The organism is Henriciella barbarensis (assembly GCF_003576345.1).
GTDB lineage: Bacteria > Pseudomonadota > Alphaproteobacteria > Caulobacterales > Hyphomonadaceae > Henriciella > Henriciella barbarensis.
Map to the genome: position 1 here is coordinate 386,075 of NZ_QWGB01000005.1, position 19,018 is coordinate 405,092.

Consider the following 19,018-nt stretch of genomic DNA (forward strand, 5'->3'; position numbering starts at 1 on the left):
TGGGTGCGCAGCGGAATGCTGGAAACTTTCGGACATCTGCCCGTCGCTTGGCTGCTATTCGCAGTGCTCGCCGCGGCTGCTTTCATGGCCTTCTATGTTGGGCGCACGCAGGCCGTGGGTATCGCTCGTGGATATACGTCACAGCTGAACTCACAGCCAAATTATCACGGCTACTTCGTTGCGATGGCGACGATTGCACCGGCTGCCATCATTCTGTTTCTGTACATCCTGTTCGGCGAATCCCTCGTTCGCGCACAGATCGCTGGCGAACTGCCAGAGCGTATCCGAGCCCTTGGCGATCTTGAACTTGCCCAGTATATCGACCGGATCTCAGAGCATGCCACACGCCGGGACGCGCTGGCGACCGGCAACGCATTGTTCGACGCAGCTTCAGACCGCTACACGGACCTTGTGGGCCTGTCTCGCATCGCAGCCATCCTGCTCGCTGTACTGGCGGCCGCAGGCGGTTTCTTCTTCGGACGCAGCCGCCTCAGCGGGGACTTCCGTGCAAGGGCGCGTGTTGAGGACGGCATCAAATTTCTTCTGTTTCTCTGCGCCGCAATCGCCGTCCTGACTACGATCGGCATCGTCGCCAGCCTTCTCTTCGAAGCGCTTCGCTTCTTCTCGCGCGTCAATGTTTTCAGCTTTCTCTTCGGCACCGAGTGGAACGCGCAAACGGGTGCTGACTTCGGCGCCATTCCGCTCTTCTTCGGCACATTCCTGATCGCGTTTCTCGCGATGCTGGTCGCTGCGCCGATTGGCCTGTTCTCTGCGATCTACCTGTCTGAGTATGCCAGTCCGCGCGTGCGCAGCATCGTAAAACCGATTCTGGAACTGCTCGCTGGTATCCCGACCGTTGTTTATGGCTTCTTCGCACTTCAGTTCGTGGCGCCCATCGTGCGAGCAAGCGCAACCTGGATAAATGGCCTTCCCTTCATTCCGGATGGCTTCCTGGCCGCGCAGCCAACCAGCGCGCTCGCCGCTGGCCTCGTCATGGGCATCATGATCATTCCGTTTGTCTCGTCGCTGTCGGATGACGTTATTAACGCCGTCCCACAAACCCTACGCGATGGCGCCTACGCGATGGGCGCGACCAAGTCAGAGACGGTCAAGCAGGTCGTCATGCCCGCCGCCTTGCCAGGTGTCATTGCAGCCCTGCTGCTGGCCGTGTCGCGCGCGATTGGCGAGACAATGATCGTTGTGATGGCCGCGGGCCAACGCGCCCAGATCACGCCGGACCCGACCGCCGACCTGACAACGATCACGGTGCAGATCGTCGCCCTGCTGACGGGTGATACTGAATTCGATAGCGCCAAGACCCTGTCGGCCTTTGCGCTCGGTTTCGTACTTTTCATCGTTACGCTGATCTTCAATCTAATCGCGCTTCGCGTGGTCAAGAAGTACAGGGAAAAATATGAATAGCCCGTCTGAAGGCGCAGCGAACACCGGTTCGTTCGTTACCGAAGAAGCCCTGCGGCGACTGAAAAAGCGCCACGGCGCAGAAGCGCGCTTCAAGCTGTACGGACAGCTTGCGATCGGCATCGCCATTGTCGCGCTTGTGACCCTTCTCATATCGATCTTTGGACAGGCCAGCAGCGCGTTTTCGCGCCATGTGCTAAGCTATGACCTGAACATTGAGGCAAGCTATGTGGATCCGGAACGCACGCGCGACCCGGACACGATCGCCCGCAATGTCAGCGGGTTTAACCTTATGCTGCAGGACCAGCTCGCCGACGAATTCCTGTCAGAAGACGCCGACCGGAACATTCAGCGCGAACTCTATGGCATGTTCACTCGCCTGGCCGTTCTTCCCATCGCACGCGCCACCGCCGATTCACCCCAGACAATTGGGTCGGAGCAGACCTTCAACGTCGCGCTTGCTGACGATATAGACCTTTTCCTGAAGGGCGGCGTCAGCGCCCGTAAATCAGTAGCGGTTGGCGTTGTTGCAGCCGGAGAAGGCTCCGTCGAGGATGGCATCACGTTGACTCTTGCCTCGCTAGACGCGGTTGAAAAGCTGCGCGCCACGCTTACCGAACTTACACGTACGGATGTCGATAATGCGCCAGCGGTCGCGCTGATGAAGGCTGGCAATACCTGGTACAGACTGGAAGAATCAGAAGGCCGCAGCCTCTCGCTCACCTACCTGGCCGGGCCTCGCATGCTGCCGAGCAATGGAGCTGCAATTGAGGCCCTCGTGCTTGCGCAGAGCCAGGAAAATCGAACGGTCACCGACCGGCAAATCGCCTGGACGGAAATTCTCCGGGCGCAAGGCCGCATCAAGTCGAAACTGAATACCACCCTCTTCACCAATTCGGACAGCACCTATCCAGAACTTGCAGGGACCGCCGCCGCGATTGTCGGCTCGCTCCTCACCATGCTCGTGACAGCAATGCTGGCTATTCCGGTTGGTATCTTCGCAGCTGTTTATCTCGAAGAGTTCGCGCCGAAGAATAAGCTGACATCGCTGATCGAGGTTAACATCAACAATCTCGCTGCCGTACCGTCGATCGTTTTCGGCCTGCTTGGCGCGGCTGTGTTCATCAACTTCATGGGGCTGCCGCGCTCTGTACCGCTTGTTGGTGGACTTGTGCTCGGCCTGCTGGTTCTGCCGACCGTAATCATCGCGTCGCGAGCGGCGCTTACCGCTGTGCCTCCATCTATTCGCACGGCGGCGCTCGGTGTAGGCGCGTCGAAGACGCAGTCGGTCTTCCATCACGTTCTGCCGCTTGCCGCACCCGGTATCATGACCGGCGCGATCATTGGCATGGCCCGCGCACTTGGCGAGACAGCCCCACTTCTGTTGATCGGCATGGTTGCCTTTGTTGCAGAAGTCCCCGACGGTCCGATGGATGAGTCGACGGTATTGCCCGTTCTGATCTATAAGTGGTCAACGGGTGCAGAACGCGCATGGGAGCCGCAGACCGCAGCCGCGATTATCGTGCTACTCGTCTTCCTCGTTCTCATGAATTTGATCGCGATCATTCTCAGACGCCGCTTTGAAAGGAGATGGTAGTCACCATGGACGGAAATATGGAACACTTCACCCAGACCAAATCCTCCGCTCGTGCAGACACCGCCTCTGCGCCGATCAAGGTCGATTGCCAGAACATTGACGTCTACTACGGCGACAAGCAGGCTATTGAAGACATCTCGCTCCAGATCGAAGACCGGTCTGTGACGGCTTTCATCGGGCCGTCAGGCTGTGGCAAGTCCACCTTTCTGCGTTGCATCAACCGCATGAACGACACGATCGAGTCTGCCAAGGTGACCGGCAAGATCTTCATGGACGGCGCGAACATCAATGATCCGGCCATCGATCCGGTCCTTCTTCGCTCGCGTGTCGGCATGGTGTTCCAGAAACCGAACCCGTTCCCGAAATCGATCTATGACAACATCGCCTATGGACCGCGCATCCACGGTCTGGCCTCAGGCAAGGCAGAGATGGACGAAGTCGTCGAAAACTCACTTCGCAAGGCGGGTCTCTGGGAAGAGGTGAAGGACCGCCTTCTGGCGCCCGGCACTGGCCTTTCGGGCGGCCAGCAGCAACGTCTCTGTATCGCGCGCGCTATCGCTGTGAGCCCCGAAGTCATCCTGATGGACGAGCCGTGCTCAGCGCTCGATCCAATTGCGACCGCCAAGATTGAGGAGCTCATTGACGAGCTTCGCGAGCGCTACTGCATCGTGATCGTTACCCACTCCATGCAGCAGGCCGCGCGCGTGTCGCAGAAGACAGCCTTCTTCCACCTCGGCAAGCTTATTGAATACGGTGACACCGAACGGATCTTCACCAATCCAGAGCATGGCCGTACCCAAGACTATATTACTGGCCGCTTCGGTTAAGCGGCAGAGAGAACCTCCAAATGCCTGATCATATCGTTACAGCCTTTACCGATGAGCTTGAGCATCTGTCGGCAAACCTACTGCGCATGGGCGGACTCGCCGAGAGCATGATCATGGATGCCAGCCGCGCCGTCGCGACATTCGATCTCGAACTCGCACGCGACGTCATCAAGCGCGACCGTTCGATTGATGAGCTTGAAGTCGAAGCCGAGCGGGCAATCATCCGCCTGATCGCGCTACGCCATCCGATGGCCGGTGACCTTCGCGCCGTACTTGGCGCGATGAAACTTGCCGGGGACATCGAGCGTATTGGCGATCTCTGCAAGAATATCGCGAAGCGCTGCCTCGAGCTTAATGGCGATGAGAACCGTGCTGCCGTCAAAGGCATTGAACGGATGTCACGCGCCGTCTCCCATCAGCTCCAGATGGCATTGGACTGCTACCTGCGGCAGGATATCGAAGCGGCGAAGACTGTCCTCGATATGGATGACGATATCGACGACCATTACACCTCGCTCTTCCGCGAAACGCTGACTTATATGATGGAAGACCCACGCCAGATCGGTTCGAACACGCACCTGATCTTCATGGCCAAGAACCTAGAGCGCATTGGCGATCATGCGACAAACATCGCCAAGGCGGTCTATTATATGGTCACCGGCGAAGCGACGACAGGCGCCAAGGTGGAGTCCCGGCTCTCCGGTGATGAAGGAGAGCAGCGTTGAAGCCATTCGTTCTGATTGCTGAAGACGAGAAAGCAGTCGCCGAACTGCTCCGCTACAATCTGGAACGCGAAGGTTACGACACCGCCGTCGCCCCTGATGGGGACGAGGCAATGCTCCTGCTCGAAGAGCGCCTGCCCGATCTCGTCCTGCTGGACTGGATGCTGCCGAAAGTCCCCGGGATCGAAGTATGCCGACGCATCCGCTCTAAGTCAGATACTGCCAATCTGCCCGTGATCATGCTCACGGCCCGCTCCGAGGAAAGCGACCGTATTCGCGGCCTCGACACTGGTGCGGACGACTATGTCACGAAGCCGTTCTCGACGACCGAGCTCATGGCGCGCGTGCGCGCCGTTCTGCGCCGTATCCGGCCCGCGCTTGTCGATGACCAGGTTACCGTCGGCGACATATCTATAGACCGGACAACCCATACGGTCAGCCGCAATGGCGAGGAAATTCACCTTGGCCCGACCGAATTCCGCCTGCTCGATTATTTTATCCAGCATCCAGGCCGCGTTTTCTCTCGTGAGCAGTTGCTCGACGGTGTCTGGGGCTCGGATGTGTATGTCGAGGTCCGCACGGTGGATGTACATGTCGGGCGGCTTCGCAAGGCGCTGATGAGCAAGGGCGGCGAAGATCCTATCCGGACGGTTCGCGCTGCTGGTTATTCCCTGCGGTCGAACTAGGGTTCTTCCTGACCGGCCATGCCGGGAAAATTCTTTTCGCGAGGCGTTCCTGCGCCGATGTGAATTGGCAAGACTTACCACCGGCCAGCGCATACCGTCCGCGAAATCTTATGCAGGAGACTGAAGATGCGCATTGGTGTGCCGACTGAAATCAAGAAGCAGGAATCCCGTGTCGGCCTGACGCCGGAGAGCGTCGGCGACCTCGTTAACTCGGGCCACGAAGTCTTTGTTCAAGAGGGTGCAGGCCTCGGATCTGGCTTTGCCGATGAGGATTATACCGATGTCGGCGCGCAGATCGTTGCCGACGCTGATGCTGTTTTCAAATCTGCCGAACTGATCGTGAAGGTGAAGGAACCGCAGCCGGAAGAAACCGCGCGCCTTACCCCAGAGCACACGCTCTTCACCTATCTGCACCTCGCACCCGATCCGGTTCAGGCCAAGGGCCTGATCGAGTCTGGCTGCACGGCCATTGCCTATGAGACCGTCACCGAACCTGCAGGCGGCCTGCCGCTTCTACGTCCGATGAGCCAGGTTGCCGGACGTATGTCGATGCAGGTTGCGGCCTGGGCCCTGATGCGCACCAAGCGCGGCCGCGGCCTCCTGCTCGGCGGTGTTCCGGGCACCCAGCCTGCAAAGGTTATCATTGTCGGTGGCGGCGTATCGGGCACAAATGCCGCCGAAATCGCCGTAGGCATGCGCGCGGATGTGACTGTCTTTGATCGCAACAATAACCGCCTCGCCGAGCTCGACGCCCAGTTCAACGGCCTGGTCAAGACGATGTTCTCGACCAAGGCGGCCCTTGATGCGGCTGTAAAGGAAGCAGACCTTGTGATCGGCGCGGTTCTGATCCCGGGCGCGTCGGCACCAAAACTCATCTCCCGCGAGCAGCTGAAGACCATGAAGCCGGGCGCAGTCCTCGTCGACATCGCCATCGACCAGGGCGGCTGTTTCGAAACATCGAAGCCAACAACCCACGAAGACCCGATCTACGACGTTGACGGCATCCTGCATTACTGCGTCGCTAACATGCCAGGCGCTGTACCGCGCACCTCCACCTATGCGCTCAACAACGCCACCCTACCCTTCGTGCTGCAGATCGCGAACAAGGGCACCCGTGAGGCGCTGAACTCAAACCCGCATCTTGCGAATGGTCTCACGGTTGCCGAAGGCCACATCACGCATGAGCCGGTCGCCAAAGATCTGGGCATGACCTACAAGCTGCCGAACTGGTTCAAGCCGCAGGCCTAGTCCGCGTCAGATCTTCCGAAGCGCCGACAGCAATCCGTCCATATCAGGCGGTAGAGGCGCTTCGGCAAAGACCTCGTCTCCGGTCACAGGGTGAACGAAGCCGAGGCTCGCAGCATGCAGGGCCTGCCTGTCGAACTGGCGCGCCCGCGTCGTCGCATCAATGAACGCTTCCCCGGAACCATACGCCTTTATTCCACGCTGCCGACCGTAAGTCGGGTCGCCGATTAGCGGCGCGCCGATATGAGCCATGTGCACGCGTATCTGGTGCGTGCGGCCGGTTTCAAGCCGACATTCGATCAGCGCGGCCGCCGGCAGGCCTGCCCCCTTGTCGAGCTCGCCATAGCTCTCTTTTGCCTTGTAGTGCGTCACTGCGTGACGCCCATGCTCGCTTTCCTCGTCGCGGATAACCGCCATCTTCTTACGATCGCTCGTTGAACGGGCAATACGCATATCAACGCTCCCGACCAGCGGGCGCGGCGCACCGCGCGTGATGGCGAGATAGGTGCGGTCGATATCGTGCGTCTTGAAAAGCTTTGACAGGCCTGCATGGGCAGGCTCGGTCTTGGCAACGACGAGGACGCCTGTGGTGCCTTTGTCGATACGGTGCACGATACCCGGACGCTCCACGCCGCCAATGCCAGAAAGCTCGCCTGCGCAATGATGCAGCAAGGCGTTCACCAGCGTGCCCTGCCAGCTGCCAGGCGCGGGATGGACCGCCATGCCCGAAGGCTTGTTCACAAGGATAAGATGCTCATCCTCGAACAGGATATCGAGTGGTATGTCTTCAGGTTCGGGCGTAGCGGGTACTGGATCCGGCATCTCCAGCGTATAGGTCTCTCCTGGAGACACGCCGGCTTTCGGGTCGTCAGCCGGCCTGCCGCCAAGACTGACGGCGCCCTCCTTGATCAGCGCCTTGGCGCGCGACCGCGAAAGCTCTGGCAGGGCCTCTGACAGGAAACGGTCGAGCCGTGTTCCTTTATCCGTATCCGTCGCAGTAGCAGTCAGTCTGTTCATTGGCGCAGCTTATAGACCTTGTTTCGCGGAGTCGTCATGATCGCGCTGTAGACAGGCAAAAATCGATTCCTGAGGAGCGGGGCTACCATGAGCAAGATTTCCAGACGTAACTTTCTAGGGTTCAGCGCAGGCGCGGCGGGCCTCACCGCCTGCGTAACCGAAACCACCGGCAATAAACCACTCGTCGACGACCGTGCTGCATTCGCCGGCGAAGTGAGCTTCGACCATGGTGTGGCATCCGGCGACCCGCTCAGCGACAGTATCATCGTCTGGTCGCGAGTGACGCCGACCGATGAGAATTCGGAATTGTCCATTCCCGTTACGGTCCGCCTCTTTCGCGATGAAGCGATGAGCCTGCTTGCTGCCGAAGCCCAGCTGAATGCAAGCGCCGCGCGCGACTTCACACTCAAGGCGGACATTCAGGGCCTGCAACCGGACACCGAATATTTTTACCAGTTCACTGCGCGAACGTCGTCTGGTGACGTGGTCTCTCCCGTCGGCCGGACGAAGACCACCCCAGCCTCCGGCAAACCGCCGGTGACACTCGCCGTCGTGTCGTGCTCGAACTTCCCGTTCGGCTATTTTAACGTCTACGATGCCATCGCCAAGCGCACGGATCTCGATGCCGTCATCCATCTCGGCGACTATCTTTATGAGTACGGTGTCGATGGCTATGGCGGTCAGGCAGGTCAGGAGATTGACCGCAATCACGAACCTCCGATGGAGATCGTTTCACTCGGTGACTACCGGATGCGCCATGCCCAGTACAAACGCGACCCGATGCTGCAGGCTGCGCACGCCGTGGCACCCTGGATCTGCACCTGGGACGACCATGAAAGCACCAACAACTCCTACCGGACCGGCGCTGAAAACCATCAGGCGGAAACCGAAGGCAACTGGACCGATCGCAAACAGGTCGCCGTACAAGCCTATCTGGAGTGGATGCCCGTTCGTGACCCCGAAGCGGGCCGCGCCACGGGTGGCATCTACCGCGCCTTTGACTTTGGCGACACAGCCAGCGTCTTCTGCCTTGAATCCCGTCTCACTGGACGCTCCAACGAAATCTCGTGGGGCGCAGAGCTTGCGGGGGTCGCACCAGACGCCATTCCTGCGAAGGCACAGGAAGTCATGGGCCGCGTCAGCGATGAGAGCCGAACAATGCTCGGCCGGGTCCAGGAAGAATGGCTCGATAGCGAGTTGCAGTCCTCTGTTTCAAGCGGCAAGGCCTGGCAGGTCCTCGCCAACCAGGTCATCATGGCTCGCGTGCGCCCGCCAAACCTCATGGAAACGCTTACTGACGCGCAAAAAGCCGCTCAGAGTGGATATGTGGCGCAGATGATACCGTTCAGCCAGCTTGGCCTGCCCTTCAATCTGGATGCATGGGATGGTTTCCCGGCCGCACGTGAGCGGCTTTACGCATCAGCCACCACCTCAAATGCTCGGCTCGTAACGCTGACTGGCGACACACACACCGCATGGGCGAATACGCTGCATGACAGCGCCGGCGCGCTCCGCGGCGTCGAGTTCGGCTGCACGTCGGTCACCTCGCCCGGCCTCGGCACCTATATCAAGGATGTGCCGGACCTTGGCGACCAGTTTGCGGCCGCAAACGCGGATGTGAACTGGTACAAGGTGGACGGGCATGGCTACACGCTGGTGACCCTGACAGCCGATGACGTGACGTCGGAATATGTCGAAGTCTCGAGCATCAGGGATCAGTCCTACACGACCGAGCCGATCGCCCGTTTCCGCGCTGTACGTACCGAAGACGGGCTGAAGGCGCTGGAACGCGTCTAGCCGCGTCCGCGATAGGTCGGCACACCAGTATCTGGAACGATGAGATCTTCTGGCGGGCGTCCCGTCTGCCAGAAGACGTCGATTGGAATGCCGCCGCGCGGGTACCAGTAGCCACAGATCCGCATCCAGGTTGGCGCCAGCAAGTCCCTTAAACGCTTGCCGATCGCCACGGTGCAGTCCTCATGGAAGGCGCCGTGGTTGCGGAATGACGTCATGTAGAGCTTAAGGCTCTTGCTCTCGACCAGCCACTCACCCGGGGCATAGTCGATGAGAATATGTGCGAAGTCAGGCTGGCCTGTGACCGGGCAAAGCGAGGTAAATTCCGGCACGGTGAAGCGCGCCAGATAGAGCGTCCCGGCGTGCGGGTTTGGCACCCGCTCCAGATCTGCCTCTTCAGGCGATGCGGGGATGGCGCTTGTGCCGCCAAGCTGTTCCAGCCCGGTATAGATACTATCACTCATGGATCAGAAACCTCCGATGCGCGGCAGAATGCCGAAGCTGAGCGACATGTAGACCGCATAGGCGAGAAGCAAGACCGCGCCTTCCCAGCGCGCCAGCTTACGCCCGGTATAAGCGAAGAGAACAAGCAGGAAGACAGACAGGGCCAGCGCCCCCATGTCCTGCATCGTAACGAGGCTCGTCATCTCGCCATATTCCATCGCACCGACATCTACCGGCGTTCCGGCGGCGAGCTCGGGCGAGGCCATGAGGCTGAATGGAAAGACGGCCGCCGAAACGCCCATGATGCCCAGAATGTTGAAGATGTTGGAGCCGATGACATTGCCAAGGGCGACATCAGCCTTGCCTTTCAGGGCAGAGACAACCGAGGTCACAAGTTCTGGCAGACTCGTCCCGATAGCCACGATGGAAAGACCGATAACTGTTTCGGAGATGCCGAACATGCGGGCGAGGTCAGAACCACCCTGCACGAGAAAGCGGGCACCGAAGATAACGCCCGCAATCCCGCCAAGAGCAAGCAGCAAAGAGGTCAGCAGTGGCTCATTGGTCTCGACAACTTCCGCTTCGCCGGAATGGACCTCTCTAGCGGCAGATCCTTTGCGCCGGTCCAGAAGCACGGAAAGTACCAGATAAACCAACAAGACGCCGATGAATGCAAAACCCATTGGCCGGGTGAAGCCATCAATCCAGATAATCGCGGCGAATAGCGCCGTAACTGCGATCATGAACAGGCCATCGCGCGCCAGTGCGCGTGGATTGGTCACGATCGGAGAAATCACGCAGGCCGCGCCGATGACTAGCAGCACATTGGCGACGTTCGACCCAACGACATTGCCAATCGAAAGCCCCGTCGCCCCATCAGATAGCGCCTGAAGGCTCGTTACAAGCTCTGGCATCGACGTACCAAAACCAACAAGGGTGAGGCCGATGAGGAGCTCTGACATGCCCAGCCTGCGCGCGACGCCAACCGAGCCGCGCACGAGAAACTCACCGCCAGCGAAGAGCAGGACCAGCCCGGCGACGATAAGCGCAATCATCATTGTCATGTCGGTTTAACTCCCAGCCACACCGGCGTTTTGCTGATCCACCACGGACAATTTCCGCAGCGAATTCCCTTGCAGGATGAAACGGCTACACTGGTCGCGTGAATGGAAAGGAAAATCAATGCGTCTTGCATACCGCGTCCCACTTCTCGCAGCAGCCCTACTGCTATCGGCCTGCGCATCGCAGGGACCAGAGCCCATCCCCGCCCAATCGGCTGAACTGGAAATCGAGAGCATCGAAACGGTGATCCGTAATCAGGCTGAGGCCTGGAATCGCGGCGACATAGACGCGTTCATGGAAGGTTACCTTCGCTCCCCCGAACTCCGCTTCGCCTCAGGCGGAACCGTTACGCATGGTTTTGAGCCAACCCTTTCGCGCTACAAGGATCGGTACGATACTCGCACAGCGATGGGCACGCTGTCATTCACAGAGCTCGAGACAGTGCTTCTGTCCGAAGATGCCGCTGTTGTGCATGGTCGCTGGCAGCTTGCGCGGGACCTTGATGCGCCATCGGGACTGTTCACGCTCGTCTTCCGCAAGATATCTGGCGACTGGCAGATCATCAGCGACACAACGACGTCCGCGAACTGATTGCACATGGCGGACGCTTCGACATAGAGAAACAAGGACCGCAGCAGCGATCATGCATGGGGGACGCACAGGATGGCGCGCGCAACGCTTGATCTTGAGACACATACATCGCGGCTGGAAGCCGCCATCGAAAGTATCTGGTTTCGCAACCTGATCACGGCGCTGATCATCCTGAACGCCATTGTTCTAGGTGTGCTCACCTATCAGGAAGACTTGCCGCCTGCGCTGGTCGTTTCACTCAACGGCATCGACCGGGCGATCACCTATATCTTCGCCGTCGAGATTTTCCTGAAGCTGGTCGTCTACCGCCTTCTCTTCTTCCGATCTGGCTGGAACTGGTTCGACTTCATTGTCGTCGGCATATCTCTTGCTCCGGGCAGCGAGGCATTCTCGGTCCTGCGCGCGCTACGCGTGCTGCGGGTTCTGCGACTTCTTCATGTCGTGCCGATGATGAAACGTATCACTGAAGCGCTGCTCAAAGCCTTGCCCGGCATGGGTGCCATCGTCGCTGTGCTGGCCCTGCTGATCTACGTATACGCCGTGATGGCGACGAACATGTACGGCAACACCGACAATGAGGAGGTGCTGGAGCTGTTCGGTGACCTTCCAAGTTCTGCCTTTTCCCTGTTCCAGGTCATGACAATGGACGGGTGGCGTTTCGAAGTCGTGCAGAAGGTGATTGATGATGGTCACCCCTGGGCATGGCTGTTCTTCATCACCTTCATCTTCATCGCCAGCTTTGCTGTCCTGAACCTCTTTATCGCCCTGGTGGTAGAAGCGCTCGCTGCTGAACAGCGAGCCGCGACCGATGAACTTCTTGAAGATATCGAAGAAGACGTTGAGCACGCCGAAGAAGAGAGAGACGAGATGCTGAAGCTGCTCACGTCACTTCGAGAGGAAGTAGCAGGCCTGCGCGCCGACATCCATCAGACGGGTGGCAGCGGGAAGTCCCGGGAATAGCAGTGAATTCTCACGAACTCGTAATGGTTATTATCGCCATTTGTGAGTATAGGTCACTGTCCCCACGCCCCAATCCGATTATACTGACAGTCTCATGAGCCTTTGGCAGTTGCTCATCGATGGCGGAAAACGCCTCTTCGATCCCGATACACCGGAAGAACCGGTTGGGAGCGAACAGGCCTGCGCGCCTGATCCGAACGATGTCGGTTTCACCGCAGCCGTTATAGGCCTCAGCGCCAAGATGGCCGCCGCCGATGGCCGGGTCAGCGATGCCGAAGTGATGATGTTCTCTCGCATCTTCCGCGCATCGCCTGAGGACGCCGCCCAGGTGAGACGCGTGTTCCGCATCGCCCAGCAGACAGTTCGCGGCTATGAGGCTTATGCCCGCAAGATCGGCAAGAAATACTCTGCCCGTCCATGTCTGCTCGAAGGCGTGCTCGATGGGCTCTTCATGATTGCGGGCGCCGATGGTGCCGTGACCAGTGACGAAATGGATTACCTGCGCACCGTAGCAGAGGCGTTCGGCTTCGACGAAACGACGTTCCGGCGTATCCGGGCGAGCCATCTCGGCCCAGACCGCGATGACCCGTACCACATTCTGGGGGTCGCCCATGACGCGGCCTTTGACGATATTCGCCGCGCCTATCGCCGTCTCATGGCGGACAACCACCCAGACCGGCTCGTCGGAAATGGCGCCCCGCGTGAGTTTGAACTGGCTGCTCACGATAAGGCTGCCGCGATCACGGGAGCCTATGCGCGCATTCGGGCAGAAAGAGGCCTGATTGCGGCAAACTGAGGGATTCCGCCGCACAGAGATTGATTCCGGCGCTTTCAGCCTTCACATTCGTCTGCAGGAGACACGCACATGACCGCAGCCCGCACCCCGATTTCAGCAGACCTCGTCCTCAACCGGATCGGTTACGCCTTCAAGGAAGCCGCTCGCTGGACGCTGAAGGGCCTGCTTGCGATTGCAATCGTGTTCATGGCTGGCGTCATTGCAGTGATCACAGCCGCTGCCGGCCTGTTCATCGCAGCCGTTGCGGTCCTTCTCAAGCTCACGACAGGCAAGGCAGCGCCGCGCCGCGCGCAATATGCCGGCGGTGAGACAGACGAAAGCGGCATCACGCTGGAAGCCCACCGCACCGCACGCGGCTGGACTGTCGAACGCTAGGACGGCGCCAGAAGCAGGCCTTTGCGATTTTTAGGATCAGGTTCCGTAAACGCTCGACTGCGCCTTGAAAGCTTCAGCGTCGACTTCATGCCGTAGCGGCTTTCCCGCCAGAAAACTCGAGAGATTTTCAAGAAACTGCTCGTCATTGCGACGGTCGGTGCCCGCTGTCGTTGGCGCCGTATGGGCCGTCAGCGTGATGGCTGGATGACCCCATAGCGGGCTACCAGGCGGCAGCGGCTCCTGCCGGGTCACGTCCAGCGCGGCATGAGCGGGCCGCCCCCCATCCAGCGCCACCACCAGCGCGTCTTCATCCACGAGTGGCCCCCGCCCGACATTGAGGAACAGGCTACTGGGTGACATCGCCGAAAAGAAATTGGCATCCGCCAGATTTTCCGTTGCCGTAGTCAGGGGACAGCAGAGGAGCACTGCATCAGCGAGGCCGATCTCCTCTTCCGTCAGCTGATCGGGATGCAGCATGTGGTCGGCAAAGGGAGAGACCGCGCTGGATCTGCGCACTCCGGTGACGTGGGCACCGAGCGCTTTCAGGCGTCGGCCCACATTCTCACCGATATGACCAAACCCGTAGATCAACCATCTTGTCTCCCCAACTTCGCGGAAAGGCACCTTCTGCCACTTCCGATCCTGTTGAGACCTCCGGCGCGCGGCCCCTTCGCCAAAGAAATCGAACGCCGCCCAAAGCACCCATTCAGCAATAGCGTGGGCCTGCACATGACTGACCGTATAGATCTCGGCCTTCTGTCCAACTTTCTGCAGAAACTCGTTGTCGAGCCCCGCCGCTATGGATTGGAACCAGGCAAGGCGCGGCGTTGCGTAAACGGCTTTCACAAAATCACGCACGGCCGGGCTGAAGAAAGCGTCTGTGTTGCCATAGGCAATTACACCTTTGGAGCCTTCACTGCCCCAAGGCCGCCTGAATTCGGAGCTATCGTTTAAGGTGTAGGGCGCTATTTGTTCAGCGAGCGGCTTGAGACGGGCCTCGAGCCGGGAGAAGGTTCTTTCATGTATAAGAAGATCGTACAAATTGCGCTCCCGTGCCTGATTGGGCTGGCCTTTCTGCCAGTAGAGACCGCCCATGGCCAGTATCAGCCCGAGGGAGAGTTCGCAGATGTACGAAGCCAGGACTATCTACGGGATGTCGTGGCGCTCTCCTCCACGCTCGGATCTGCGCACGCTTTGCGCGTCCTCTGCAATGGTCGCAACGACCAGTACTGGCGCAGTTATATGCAGGAACTGTTGAGCCTTGAGGCGCCCTATCAGGGCCGTCTGCGCACCTCGATGGTCGACGCCTTTAATACTGCCTATTCGGCCGAAGCTGCTCGAAGAGATTCCTGCGACGATGGGGCAGTATCCGCTGAACGGGTCTACGCCTCGACAGGCGAGCGGCTTGCTAATGCATTGGTGCAGGCGAACCTTCCTGAGAGTGCACGCGGCGGCGACGACTAGTCCTCGCGCTTGATCCTTGCCTTGCCGCGGCCGATGGCAAGCGCCTTCACCGCGCCCCGGAATGTGCGCACTTCCTGACTGGTCCACTGGCCGCGAATGAACGCGTTACGCAGATTGCGGGTCATCAGCGGTGTCTTGTCGGGTGGATAGAAATAACCTGCCCGCTCCAGCTCATACTCAAAGTGCTCAAACATCCCGATAAGTTCGGCGCGGCTGGCGACATCGCTCACACCAGCGTCAGCGCCTTCAAAGCGGCCTTCCTGCCCAATCGCCTCGCCCCAGGCATGCGCAAAGACGATAACTGCCTGTGAGAGATTGAGAGATGCGAAGCCTTTATTGACCGGGTAAGTCATGATCGCATCACTGAGCGCGACATGGTCGTTGTGAAGCCCCTGGGCCTCATTGCCGAACATTACGCCCGTTTTAAGGGACTGCCGCTGGATGAGTTCGACAGTGCCACTCGCGTTCGTGACGGGCTTCTCCATGCCGCGTGGCCGGGCTGTGGCGGCAATAAGATAGCCAAGGTCGGCGCAAGCTTCTTTAACGCTGTCGAAAACCGACACTTCAACGCCCGCCTCAAATGCCCCTGCTGACATCGGCTCAGCGGCAGGATTTGGCCAACCATCGCGCGGGGCGGCGATGCGAAGCTCAGTCAGCCCGAAGTTCAACATGGCCCGCGCGGTAGAGCCGATGTTTTCGCCCAGCTGCGGCTCTGCAAGAATGATAATTGGCCTGTCAGTCATTCGCCTGAATAGTCCGGCCATTCCATGGAACGGAACTGGCCATTGGCAGTAAACTGTGGCTCAAGCCCCGCATCCTGCAGCAGTTCGCTAAGGGCGCGGCGCGGCTGGCTCAATTCGTCTTCGACAATAGCACGTATGCGTTCGCGCTGGCCCGGTGTCGCCCCCATAAGCTGAAGGGCTGTGAAGTAGACCTGCTTGTCGATCACATGATCCGAGCTTCGAGCCGCCCAGTCGCTGAGCCCATCCCAGAAATCAAAAAGGTTTCGCTGCTTTAGATAGCCGTCTGCGGCCAGGGCGATAAAATCCCCGCAGGCATAGGGGCCTGTCGTCGCGCCGCGCTCCAGCGCCGTTTCCAGCGGGCCACTCTCCAATGTCTGGATGCAATCTTCAAATGCGTTCTGATAAACCGATGACAGAAAGTTTTCAGGGGCATCCATGTTCGCCGCAATGAGCTGGTAGGCAATTGAGTTGGCGATGCCATCATGTATCCAGGCTGCCTCCGGCCCACCCAGAACGACACCATTCCGGGTCTGAAATAGACCGGCAAGTTCGCGAATGGTGTACCAGTGCAGGTACGCAAGCGCATCACTATTACGGTTGGCAAATCCCTGGCCGCCTAGTTCGAGCATGATCTGGCTGTCGAACCGGCTGCCCTCAAGCGCCAGCCCCGCAGCTTGCGCGCCCTTGTAGGCCACGATGATAGAGACCTGTTCTCCCAGCCCTTCGCCCCAGCGGCTTTCAAGTGTGCCGAGAAACTCTTCGACCGCATCTGGCACGTTCGAAGACAACCATTCGGGAAGATAGGGGTCTGCAAGAAGGGAAAAGCCCTCATGCGCCTCAAAATCGCCCTCACCAATATAGACGTACTGGTCCTGCACACACACGCTCAACGAACCTTCAGACATTTGAGCGCTGGTGAGCATGGGTCCGTCTGCTTCGACCGTAAGCCTCATTGGTAGCGTTGCGGACTCGACCGCACTGAGATCGCCATCCAAAGCTTCGACGCTGTCGATATCCTGAAATCCGATGAGTTCGAACTGCGCGTCGTGCACCGCAATGCCGCCACCGGCAAAGGTCACGAATGGCGTCGGGTCGTTCGGCAGCTGCCCGGTAAGCGGGATGATACTGAACTCAATCTCCTCAACTGGCTCATCCATGACGATCACGTCAATGCCGTTCAGCCGCCCAAGGCGCACACCTTTCGTCTGCGAGGACCAGGTTGCCGATCGATAGCCTGTCCGCGAGTGCGCGAGCGCATAGACTGGCTGCGGCGCATCGAAGCTGTACCTTACAAACCAGTTGCCATCATCTCTCGGGCCGACCGTGACGATGGCCTCCGTGGCACCGCCTTCAGACGGCCTGGACTGGGCATTTGAAGGCGCGAGGAGCATGCAGAAGCTCAGCGCGGCGGCAAGACTTGGACGGGTAAGTTTCATGGGGCCGCTCAATCAGCTGTTGCAGGCGCGATTACCGCTTTTGACCATTCGACCCCTTCTGCTATAGCCGCCCGGGATACAGTGCAACTGAAAGGACTTTCACACGATGGCAAAGATCAAGGTCAAGAATCCGGTCGTCGAGCTCGACGGCGATGAGATGACCCGCATCATCTGGCAGATGATCAAGGACCGACTCATCCACCCCTATCTCGATATCGATCTCAAATATTACGACCTCGGCATCGAAGCCCGCGACGCGACCGACGACCAGATCACGGTCGACGCGGCAAACGCCATCAAGGAATATGGCGTCGGCGTTAAATGTGCGACCATCACCCCGGACGAAGCCCGCGTTGAGGAATTTGGCCTCAAGAAGATGTGGCGCTCGCCAAACGGCACGATCCGTAACATCCTCGGCGGCGTTGTCTTCCGTGAGCCGATCGTGATTTCGAACGTGCCACGCCTGGTACCCGGCTGGACCCAGCCAATCGTCATCGGTCGTCACGCTTTCGGTGACCAGTACCGCGCGACCGACTTCCTCTTCCCTGGCAAGGGCAAGTTGACGATGAAGTTCGAAGGCTCGGACGGCACCGTCATCGAGCACGAAGTCTTCGATGCACCGTCCTCCGGTATCGCCATGGGCATGTACAACCTCGACGAGTCGATCCGCGACTTCGCACGCGCCTCGTTCAACTTTGGCCTGTCGCGCAAGTGGCCAGTCTACCTGTCGACCAAGAACACGATCCTGAAAGCCTATGACGGCCGCTTCAAGGACCTGTTCCAGGAAGTCTTCGACAACGAGTTCAAGGAAGCCTTCGCCGAGTTCGGCGGCACCTATGAGCACCGCCTCATCGACGATATGGTTGCGGCCGCCATGAAATGGTCCGGCGGCTATGTCTGGGCCTGTAAGAACTATGACGGCGACGTCCAGTCCGACACGGTTGCCCAGGGCTTCGGTTCGCTTGGCCTCATGACCTCCGTTCTCATGTCGCCAGACGGTAAGACGGTTGAAGCAGAAGCCGCACACGGCACTGTGACGCGTCACTACCGCAACCACCAGAAGGGCGAAGCGACCTCGACCAACTCGATCGCGTCGATCTATGCCTGGACCCGAGGCATCGCGCACCGTGGCCGTCTTGATAACACGCCGGAAGTGACCAAGTTCGCTGAAGACCTCGAGCAGGTCGTCATCGAGACCGTTGAAAGCGGCAAGATGACCAAGGACCTCGCGCTTCTCATTGGTCCGGATCAGGACTGGCTGACGACCGAAGGCTTCCTCGAAGCTGTGGCTGAGAACCTCGAAAAGAAGATGGCATAAGGCGCAAGCGCCCTATCACTGAATCGCGAAGCCCCGGTCAATCGGCCGGGGCTTTTCTTTTGCAGGAACAATTGTCTAAGTGGTTGCGGGGGGCGTGCATTGAAGAAGCTACTTACGAAAGTTCCAAACTGGCTGCGCGTCGTCCTGATCGTCGTGCTGGTCACGATTGGCGCCAACATGCTGTCGCGTTTTACCAATCCCTCCGCGTATGCGGTCGCCAATAACTGCCTTTCGCGTGACGGGAACATCGGGCCTTACACCAATGCCTGCGAGACGCCGATCAATGCGCGTTACTGCTTTCGGTCGGCCGGGCTGGAGAAAACTTGCGGCGTCGTTGAACTCGTCCCTGGCGAGACGATGAGCGGCCTTCGTGATGAGGCAGACGCTGCGCGTGATATCCACGACTTCAACCGCACGACCGTGCACGCCTGCGCTCTGCCCTATGTGCCGCAAGATGTGCCAAGCACCAATAATAGCACGCGTATGGTCGATGGCTGCCGGAAACCTGGCAACTGATCGCGA

The 19,018-nt window shown here is 59.2% G+C and carries 20 protein-coding genes; 14 read left to right on the forward strand and 6 right to left on the reverse strand.

Annotation, left to right across the window (positions count from 1 at the left end; all coding sequences use genetic code 11):
• The first annotated feature begins 15 nt into the window (after positions 1 to 15).
• From pstC to ald, 6 genes are all read left to right on the forward strand, one after another.
• A complete protein-coding gene (pstC, locus tag D1224_RS04760; protein ID WP_119378769.1) occupies positions 16 to 1,422 on the forward strand; it encodes a phosphate ABC transporter permease subunit PstC in 1,407 nt (468 codons plus the stop codon).
• On the forward strand, positions 1,415 to 3,016 hold the full coding sequence (gene pstA / locus D1224_RS04765; protein WP_119378770.1) for a phosphate ABC transporter permease PstA: 1,602 nt from the start codon (positions 1,415 to 1,417) through the stop codon (positions 3,014 to 3,016). The genes pstC and pstA overlap by 8 nt, the downstream gene beginning before the upstream one ends.
• Positions 3,017 to 3,021: 5 nt before the next feature.
• Entirely contained in the window at positions 3,022 to 3,843 is an 822-nt protein-coding gene (pstB, locus tag D1224_RS04770) for a phosphate ABC transporter ATP-binding protein PstB (protein ID WP_119379895.1), read from the forward strand.
• 20 nt (positions 3,844 to 3,863) lie between these two features.
• Positions 3,864 to 4,568 carry a phosphate signaling complex protein PhoU gene (gene phoU, locus D1224_RS04775; protein WP_119378771.1) on the forward strand — a complete coding sequence of 235 codons (705 nt, stop codon included), beginning with the start codon at positions 3,864 to 3,866 and terminating at the stop codon, positions 4,566 to 4,568.
• Positions 4,565 to 5,251, forward strand: a complete 687-nt coding sequence (gene phoB, locus D1224_RS04780; protein WP_119378772.1) for a phosphate regulon transcriptional regulator PhoB — start codon at positions 4,565 to 4,567, stop codon at positions 5,249 to 5,251. Before phoU ends, phoB begins: the two co-directional genes overlap by 4 nt.
• A 126-nt stretch (positions 5,252 to 5,377) precedes the next feature.
• On the forward strand, positions 5,378 to 6,499 hold the full coding sequence (gene ald / locus D1224_RS04785) for an alanine dehydrogenase (protein WP_119378773.1): 1,122 nt from the start codon (positions 5,378 to 5,380) through the stop codon (positions 6,497 to 6,499).
• 6 nt (positions 6,500 to 6,505) lie between these two features.
• Here ald and D1224_RS04790 read toward each other — a convergent pair whose 3' ends face one another.
• Positions 6,506 to 7,513: an RluA family pseudouridine synthase gene (locus D1224_RS04790; protein ID WP_119378774.1), complete on the reverse strand. Its 1,008-nt coding sequence runs from the start codon at positions 7,511 to 7,513 to the stop codon at positions 6,506 to 6,508.
• An 87-nt stretch (positions 7,514 to 7,600) separates the two neighbouring features.
• Between D1224_RS04790 and D1224_RS04795 the strand changes: the two genes are divergently transcribed.
• The gene (locus D1224_RS04795) at positions 7,601 to 9,310 is read left to right on the forward strand and encodes an alkaline phosphatase D family protein (RefSeq protein WP_119378775.1); all 1,710 of its coding nucleotides are present in this window, start codon (positions 7,601 to 7,603) and stop codon (positions 9,308 to 9,310) included.
• Here D1224_RS04795 and queF read toward each other — a convergent pair.
• Both queF and D1224_RS04805 read right to left on the reverse strand, forming a co-directional pair.
• A complete protein-coding gene (gene queF, locus D1224_RS04800) occupies positions 9,307 to 9,771 on the reverse strand; it encodes a preQ(1) synthase (RefSeq protein WP_119378776.1) in 465 nt (154 codons plus the stop codon). The two genes, D1224_RS04795 and queF, sit on opposite strands and share 4 nt — an antisense overlap.
• A 3-nt stretch (positions 9,772 to 9,774) precedes the next feature.
• The gene (locus D1224_RS04805) at positions 9,775 to 10,815 is read right to left on the reverse strand and encodes a calcium/sodium antiporter (protein WP_119378777.1); all 1,041 of its coding nucleotides are present in this window, start codon (positions 10,813 to 10,815) and stop codon (positions 9,775 to 9,777) included.
• A 118-nt stretch (positions 10,816 to 10,933) separates the two neighbouring features.
• On the opposite strand from D1224_RS04805, the gene D1224_RS04810 reads away from it, so the two are divergent.
• The 4 genes from D1224_RS04810 to D1224_RS04825 all read left to right on the forward strand — a co-directional run bounded on the left by D1224_RS04810 (position 10,934) and on the right by D1224_RS04825 (position 13,535).
• Positions 10,934 to 11,404 (forward strand): YybH family protein, encoded by a 471-nt coding sequence (locus D1224_RS04810; RefSeq protein ID WP_119378778.1) that lies wholly within the window; start codon positions 10,934 to 10,936, stop codon positions 11,402 to 11,404.
• Between the two features lie 72 nt (positions 11,405 to 11,476).
• On the forward strand, positions 11,477 to 12,364 hold the full coding sequence (locus D1224_RS04815) for an ion transporter (RefSeq protein WP_119378779.1): 888 nt from the start codon (positions 11,477 to 11,479) through the stop codon (positions 12,362 to 12,364).
• A 94-nt stretch (positions 12,365 to 12,458) separates the two neighbouring features.
• Positions 12,459 to 13,160 (forward strand): molecular chaperone DjiA, encoded by a 702-nt coding sequence (locus D1224_RS04820; RefSeq protein ID WP_233350398.1) that lies wholly within the window; start codon positions 12,459 to 12,461, stop codon positions 13,158 to 13,160.
• 69 nt (positions 13,161 to 13,229) lie between these two features.
• Complete coding sequence (locus D1224_RS04825; RefSeq protein WP_119378780.1) at positions 13,230 to 13,535, forward strand: hypothetical protein; 306 nt, start codon at positions 13,230 to 13,232, stop codon at positions 13,533 to 13,535.
• 36 nt (positions 13,536 to 13,571) lie between these two features.
• Here the strand turns inward: D1224_RS04825 and D1224_RS04830 are convergent, their stop codons facing one another.
• Positions 13,572 to 14,576 carry a D-2-hydroxyacid dehydrogenase gene (locus tag D1224_RS04830; protein ID WP_182482169.1) on the reverse strand — a complete coding sequence of 335 codons (1,005 nt, stop codon included), beginning with the start codon at positions 14,574 to 14,576 and terminating at the stop codon, positions 13,572 to 13,574.
• Between D1224_RS04830 and D1224_RS04835 the strand changes: the two genes are divergently transcribed.
• A complete protein-coding gene (locus tag D1224_RS04835) occupies positions 14,556 to 14,999 on the forward strand; it encodes a TIGR02301 family protein (RefSeq protein WP_119378782.1) in 444 nt (147 codons plus the stop codon). The two genes, D1224_RS04830 and D1224_RS04835, sit on opposite strands and share 21 nt — an antisense overlap.
• On the opposite strand, the gene D1224_RS04840 is transcribed toward D1224_RS04835, so the two are convergent.
• Positions 14,996 to 15,742, reverse strand: a complete 747-nt coding sequence (locus tag D1224_RS04840) for an RNA methyltransferase (RefSeq protein WP_119378783.1) — start codon at positions 15,740 to 15,742, stop codon at positions 14,996 to 14,998. The genes D1224_RS04835 and D1224_RS04840 overlap by 4 nt on opposite strands.
• Positions 15,739 to 17,178 (reverse strand): hypothetical protein, encoded by a 1,440-nt coding sequence (locus D1224_RS04845; protein ID WP_119378784.1) that lies wholly within the window; start codon positions 17,176 to 17,178, stop codon positions 15,739 to 15,741. The genes D1224_RS04840 and D1224_RS04845 overlap by 4 nt, the downstream gene beginning before the upstream one ends.
• A 106-nt stretch (positions 17,179 to 17,284) precedes the next feature.
• On the opposite strand from D1224_RS04845, the gene D1224_RS04850 reads away from it, so the two are divergent.
• Both D1224_RS04850 and D1224_RS04855 read left to right on the forward strand, forming a co-directional pair.
• Positions 17,285 to 18,496 carry an NADP-dependent isocitrate dehydrogenase gene (locus D1224_RS04850; protein ID WP_119378785.1) on the forward strand — a complete coding sequence of 404 codons (1,212 nt, stop codon included), beginning with the start codon at positions 17,285 to 17,287 and terminating at the stop codon, positions 18,494 to 18,496.
• Positions 18,497 to 18,595: 99 nt separating this feature from the next.
• On the forward strand, positions 18,596 to 19,012 hold the full coding sequence (locus D1224_RS04855) for a hypothetical protein (protein WP_119378786.1): 417 nt from the start codon (positions 18,596 to 18,598) through the stop codon (positions 19,010 to 19,012).
• The last annotated feature ends 6 nt before the right edge of the window (positions 19,013 to 19,018 follow it).